4 protein-coding genes and 2 rRNA genes are annotated in these 6570 nt (G+C 49.5%); 5 read left to right on the forward strand and 1 reads right to left on the reverse strand.

Annotation, left to right across the window (positions count from 1 at the left end):
- Positions 1 to 91, forward strand: a 23S ribosomal RNA gene (locus BZG72_RS15730); the annotation flags it as partial.
- A gap of 115 nt (positions 92 to 206) precedes the next feature.
- A 5S ribosomal RNA gene (gene rrf, locus BZG72_RS15735) occupies positions 207 to 322 on the forward strand.
- 404 nt (positions 323 to 726) lie between these two features.
- Here the strand turns inward: rrf and bamD are convergent.
- Positions 727 to 1452, reverse strand: a complete 726-nt coding sequence (bamD, locus tag BZG72_RS15740; protein ID WP_077579590.1) for an outer membrane protein assembly factor BamD — start codon at positions 1450 to 1452, stop codon at positions 727 to 729.
- Positions 1453 to 1650: 198 nt separating this feature from the next.
- Between bamD and rluD the strand changes: the two genes are divergently transcribed.
- The 3 genes from rluD (at position 1651) to clpB (ending at position 6001) form a co-directional block, all read left to right on the forward strand.
- Positions 1651 to 2625 (forward strand): 23S rRNA pseudouridine(1911/1915/1917) synthase RluD, encoded by a 975-nt coding sequence (gene rluD, locus BZG72_RS15745; protein WP_046074616.1) that lies wholly within the window; start codon positions 1651 to 1653, stop codon positions 2623 to 2625.
- Entirely contained in the window at positions 2625 to 3347 is a 723-nt protein-coding gene (gene pgeF, locus BZG72_RS15750; protein WP_077667252.1) for a peptidoglycan editing factor PgeF, read from the forward strand. The genes rluD and pgeF overlap by 1 nt, the downstream gene beginning before the upstream one ends.
- 77 nt (positions 3348 to 3424) lie before the next feature.
- On the forward strand, positions 3425 to 6001 hold the full coding sequence (gene clpB, locus BZG72_RS15755) for an ATP-dependent chaperone ClpB (RefSeq protein ID WP_077579593.1): 2577 nt from the start codon (positions 3425 to 3427) through the stop codon (positions 5999 to 6001).
- The last annotated feature ends 569 nt before the right edge of the window (positions 6002 to 6570 follow it).

The following is a 6570-nucleotide window of genomic DNA, read 5'->3' on the forward strand; positions in this document are numbered from 1 at the left end:
TTGTTCTAGACTAGAACGTTGATAGGCAGGGTGTGTAAGCGCTGTGAGGCGTTGAGCTAACCTGTACTAATTGCCCGTGAGGCTTAACCATACAACACCCAAGAGGTTTTGGGTTGGACTTRAAATAAGCCAGTTGATTGTGGCGAGAACGAACAGCTTTCTAGATTAAGTGTTTTGACTGAAAAGTGAAGACACACCMAATTTTGCTTGGCGACCATAGCGCTTTGGACCCACCTGACTCCATGCCGAACTCAGTAGTGAAACGAAGCAGCGCCGATGGTAGTGTGGGGTCTCCCCATGTGAGAGTAGGACATCGCCAGGCTTTRATTATAAATTGCGCCTATTGCTTGCGATTTTTGATAGCTGCGATGCTCATGTATTGGCATACACTGTGCGTCTCGCTTCAAAACTCACTGCGCATAGCTCGCAATKTAAKCATCAAAGCTGATATGCGTAAGACTTTGATGAGAAAACACCAAGCCCTGACCTCACGGTCGGGGCTTTTTTGTATCTATAGCAAGATATCACGCGTCTTGATTCAATAACTTACCGCTTCAAACTCTATAAACCGTTATACCTCAATAATGTATATCTGTGCCCACTCAACGCGGAAGCCGAGAGTCGATTCCAATATTACTCGGTAAAGCGCGCTTTTCACCGGTAATCTATAGACATAAAAAAACCTCCTTTGCGGAGGTTTTGATTATCAAGCTTGTTGACTCGCTATTACGCTGGATTCTTGGCGATCAGTTTTCTTGTTCGCTCTGCGGGTTCATCGAGTCCAAGCTTTTCATAGGCTTTAAGCATTAAAGGGAGTGACGCTCTGGCCGCTTCTGTATCAGGGAAGTCACGCTGCAACGCTTGGCAACGATTAACCGCGGCAACCCAAGCTTCTCGACGAATGTAGTAATCTGCTGCGGCGAGCTCATAGTTAGCAAGGCGGTTTTTTAATGCGGTCATCCGCGCTTTGGCATCTGCGGCATACTCACTGTTTGGATAGCGCTCAAGCAGGCGACGAAAATCGGCAAATGCTTTGCGTGCTGGCTGAGGATCTCTGTCGTCCCGCTCCATACGAAGAATATCGTGAATGAGGCTACGATCTTGCGCCATATGGGTAAGGCCACGCATATAAACCACCCAGTCACTTTCTGGGTGCGCAGGGTGCATACGCATAAAACGATCAATGGTTGCCTCGGCTAAAGCCAAGTCATCATTTTTGTAATATGCATAAATCAGATCCAGCTGCACTTGATCAGAATAAGCACCAAAGGGATAGCGTGAATCCAGTGCTTCCAGCTTTTCAATAGCGGTTATCCAAGCCCCTTGATTTAACTGCGCTTCAGCATCCTGATACAGTTTGGATGGCGGATCGTCTTGGACGACTTGGTCGTTACTTGAACAACCGGCGAGTAGAGAGGCTGCGAGTAGTGCAGTCAGGGTTAGGCGTTTCATGGGTTATCGCACTTCCTTGAAAAGTTTTTATGCCATCTGGATTACGGTCGCAGCGGCAAACAGATACAATGTCATTATTCCGGCTATTTTATCCAGTGACAGGCGACTATAGCAAAAGGCGTTGATAGGCGATATGCCGAGCGCCACTATAACGACTGTCGCGAGGGTTTAGTCATAGAAATCATAGAAAAGTTCGATATGGCACAACAGATAGAATTATCCCACCAGATCCAAGACCATCAACTAGGTCAACGGCTTGACCAAGCCATTGCTGAGTTGTTTCCTGACTACTCACGCTCTCGGATCAAGACTTGGATCCAAGCCGGCCAGGTATCACTCGATGGTGTGACCATTGATAAGCCGCGCCAAAAAGTGATGGGCGGAGAAAACGTTGAGATCACTGCGGAAATTGAAGATGACGATCGCTGGATAGCGCAAGATATTCCGCTAGATATTGTCTATGAAGATGATGACTTGTTGGTGATTAATAAACCTGCGGGGCTGGTTGTTCACCCAGGCGCAGGTTGCCCTGATGGCACTTTACTGAACGGTCTGTTGTATCGTTATCCGGAAATTGGAGACGTACCTCGGGCAGGGATAGTGCATCGTTTGGATAAAGACACCACGGGATTAATGGTGGTCGCTAAAACTATTCCGGCACAAACCCGTTTGGTGCGTGCGCTACAAAAGCGGAAAATTACCCGTGAATATGAAGCCATTGCGATTGGTAATATGACCGGTGGGGGGATGGTGGATAAGCCGATTGGCCGCCATTCGACCAAGCGTACCCATATGGCCGTGCATGAGCTAGGTAAACCCGCGATCACTCATTATCGCGTCGCAGAACATTTTCGTGGTCACACACGATTACGGTTGCGGTTGGAAACGGGCCGTACCCACCAGATCCGTGTCCATATGGCCTACTTAAATCATCCTCTAGTGGGTGATCCCTTATATGGCGGGAAGGCCAAACCGCCTCGTCACGCTGACGATGAGCTTGTCCAAAGTCTGCGCCAATTCCGACGCCAGGCATTGCATGCGGCCATGCTACGCTTAGATCACCCTGTTAGCGGTGAGTTGATGGAATGGCATGCACCGATCCCCGACGATATGGTGGCCTTGACTGAACGGTTAAGAGACGATCAAACCCAATATGGAGAAGAGGACTACTGATGTATTGCCTTCAGCCTGATTGGCCCGCTCCGAGTAACATACGAGCGCTGACCACCACGCGTATTGGTGGTGCCAGTCAAGGGAGCTTTTCGGGTTGGAATCTTGGCATGCATGTTGGCGACGCCCCTGAAGCTGTGGGTCAAAATCGCGCACTGCTTGCACAGCAGGTGAGTGGGGATATCACTTGGCTTGAACAAGTCCATGGTACACACGTTGTCCACTTGCCGACCCGCTCGCCTCATCCACAGGCAGATGCGGCCTTCACCGATACGACGGGTCAAGTGTGTACCATCATGACGGCTGATTGTTTGCCTGTGCTCGTTTGCAGTGACGATGGTCAGCAAGTCGCTGCTGCCCACGCAGGTTGGCGAGGTTTATCGTCTGGCGTGTTAGAAGCGACGCTATCCCTGTTTTCCGATCCCAATCGATGTCTTGCCTGGTTAGGGCCAGCCATTGGGCCACAGGCTTTTGAAGTTGGGGAGGAGGTGATCGAGGCGTTCGTAACGCACTCACCGCAGGCGATGTCTGCATTTACCGCAAAAGGAAACGGTAAGTATTTTGCTGATCTTTATCACCTTGCGAAGCAACGACTCCAACAGGCTGGCGTTACTGCTGTTTATGGTGGGGAGTTTTGTACCTACCAGCAAGCGGATCAGTTTTATTCGTATCGACGAGATGGGCAAACAGGCCGGATGGCAACCTGCATCTGGCGGGAGAAATAAAATCGACAAAGGTGCTTGAAAAGCGCCGCAATCGTGCCCATTTATTCATCAACTAGAGGTGTTAAGTGGGAGGAACTATGCGCCTTGACCGATTTACGAGTAAATTCCAAATTGCGATTTCTGATGCGCAATCACTGGCATTAGGGCGAGATCACCAGTACATCGAGCCTGTTCACTTGATGACCGCACTCCTGAACCAAGACAGCAGTGCCATCCGCCCGTTATTGACCATGCTGAATGTGGATGTGAGCCAGCTGCGTTCCAGCCTTTCTGAGTTATTAGACCGCTTACCACAAGTAACGGGTACCGGTGGCGAGGTTCAGCTTTCAAACCACCTGGGTACGTTATTTAACCTGTGCGACAAAATCTCGCAAAAGCGTAAAGATAAATATATCTCGTCAGAGCTTTTTGTTTTGGCTGCGGTGGAAGATAAAGGTCAGTTGGGCGAGCTGTTACGTAGTCACGGTTTAACATCGCAAAAGGTTGAAGAAGCGATAGAGAAAGTCCGTGGTGGGCAGCAAGTGGATGATCCTAACGCGGAAGAGAACCGCCAAGCCCTCGAAAAATTCACCATTGATCTTACTGAGCGTGCAGAGCAAGGCAAGCTCGACCCTGTCATTGGCCGTGATGATGAAATCCGTCGTACGGTGCAAGTGTTACAACGCCGTACCAAAAATAACCCAGTGCTGATTGGTGAGCCTGGCGTGGGTAAAACGGCCATCGTGGAAGGCCTGGCTCAACGCATTGTGAATGGTGAAGTGCCAGAAGGACTTCGTAGCAAACGCGTACTCTCTCTTGATATGGGCTCACTGGTCGCAGGCGCGAAATACCGTGGTGAATTTGAAGAACGTTTAAAAGCGGTGCTGAATGAACTTGCCAAAGAAGAAGGCAATGTCATTCTCTTTATCGACGAACTTCACACCATGGTGGGCGCAGGTAAAGCTGAAGGGGCCATGGACGCGGGCAACATGCTTAAGCCTGCCTTGGCACGTGGTGAACTCCATTGTGTGGGGGCAACTACGCTGGATGAATACCGACAGTATGTAGAAAAAGATGCGGCACTAGAACGCCGTTTCCAAAAAGTGTTGGTGAGTGAGCCGAATGTCGAAGACACGGTGGCCATTTTGCGAGGCCTCAAAGAGCGTTATGAGTTGCATCATGCGGTAGAAATTACCGATCCGGCTATCGTAGCTGCTGCGAGTTTGTCACACCGCTATATTGCTGATCGGCAGCTGCCAGATAAAGCCATCGATCTGATTGACGAGGCTGCGTCTAGTATTCGGATGCAAATAGACTCTAAGCCAGACTCACTCGACAGGCTTGAGCGTCGCATTGTGCAACTGAAGATAGAGCAGCAAGCGCTGGAAAAAGAAGAAGACAGTGCGAGCCAAAAGCGCTTAGAAACGCTTCGCGACGAGCTAGAAGCAAAAGAGCGCGAGTATGCAGAATTAGAAGAGGTCTGGAATACTGAAAAAGCCGCTGTATCTGGTGCTCAACACATCAAAGCAGCGTTAGAGCAAGCGCGTACTGATATGGAAATCGCACGTCGAGCCGGCGACTTGAGTCGGATGTCAGAGCTGCAATACGGCAAGATCCCTGAACTAGAGAAGCAATTGGATCTTGCCAGCCAAGCAGAGATGCAGGAAATGACGCTGCTTAAAAACCGTGTCACGGATGCAGAGATTGCTGATGTCATCGCACGGCAAACAGGCATCCCAGTGTCGCGTATGCTTGAAAGCGAAAAAGAAAAGCTGCTCAAGATGGAGTCGGCATTGCATGAACGCGTGATAGGGCAAGATGAAGCGGTGAGCGCTGTTGGTAATGCTATTCGCCGTAGCCGTGCCGGTTTGGCGGATCCGAATCGCCCGATTGGTTCATTTCTCTTCTTGGGCCCAACGGGGGTAGGTAAAACCGAACTTTGTAAATCACTGGCTGAATTCATGTTTGACAGCCGTGATGCCATGGTACGGATTGATATGTCCGAATTTATGGAGAAGCATTCCGTGGCTCGCCTTGTGGGTGCACCCCCAGGTTATGTGGGTTATGAAGAAGGGGGGTATCTGACCGAAGCGGTACGTCGTCGCCCTTACTCTGTCATTCTGCTCGACGAGATAGAGAAAGCTCACTCGGATGTGTTTAACATCTTGCTACAGGTGCTGGATGATGGGCGCCTGACGGATGGTCAAGGCCGCACTGTCGACTTTCGCAATGCGGTGGTGATCATGACGTCAAACCTTGGCTCAGAGCAGATTCAGGCGCATTTCGGTGAACTGGACTATGCGGGTATAAAACGCACCGTGATGGAAGTGGCTGCAAATCATTTCCGTCCAGAATTCATCAACCGAATCGATGAAGCGGTGGTGTTCCACCCATTAGCCGAAGACCACATCAAAGAGATTGCAGGTCTACAGATGCAAGAGCTGGCTCATCGTATGGCCGAAAGAGACTTTAAGCTTGAGGTCTCAGACGCAGCCTTGGCAAAAGTGGCTAAAGGTGGCTTTGACCCCGTCTATGGTGCGCGTCCACTCAAACGTGCTATCCAGCAGACAATTGAAAACCCGCTTGCTCAGCAAATTCTAAGTGGCGAGCTGATACCAGGGCGGCCTGTTTTCCTCGATGTTGAAAACGATCAAATCATCGCAAAACAGGACTGATAGATACTTATTGAGCGAAAGCCACCGACTTAGGTGGCTTTCTGCTTAGTTTTCGCATGGAAATGCTCAGTAATAATGCACCTTGTTGGCTTTTTGCTCGCTTGAAATGTTTTTATCAAAAACCCCTTGCGTCAAAAAATCACCTCTCTATAATGCGCTCTCGTTGGCACGGCAAGCCGCGCTAACAACGGCAAAACAAACAAGCACAACAAAATGCTTGACTTGTTGCCAAAGTGGCGTAAGATGCCACTCCCGCTCAAGATTGAGCGGCGCTCTTTAACAATTTGACCTATGCAATCTGTGTGGGCACTCGTTGAGAATAGACAAAAAGATTTATTCGATGAACTGAGTGACCAAACGACAACTTTWAYAGTTGTTCGGCACAGTCAATTCGTTTTTCTCTTCGGAGAGAAACAGTAATCAGTATTCATTGAGCTGAAACTTCGGTTTCGAAAAAACTTAAATTGAAGAGTTTGATCATGGCTCAGATTGAACGCTGGCGGCAGGCCTAACACATGCAAGTCGAGCGGAAACGGCAGTATTGAAGCTTCGGTGGATTTACTGGACGT

The organism is Salinivibrio sp. PR6 (assembly GCF_001995955.1).
In the GTDB taxonomy this organism is placed as follows: Bacteria; Pseudomonadota; Gammaproteobacteria; order Enterobacterales; family Vibrionaceae; genus Salinivibrio; species Salinivibrio siamensis.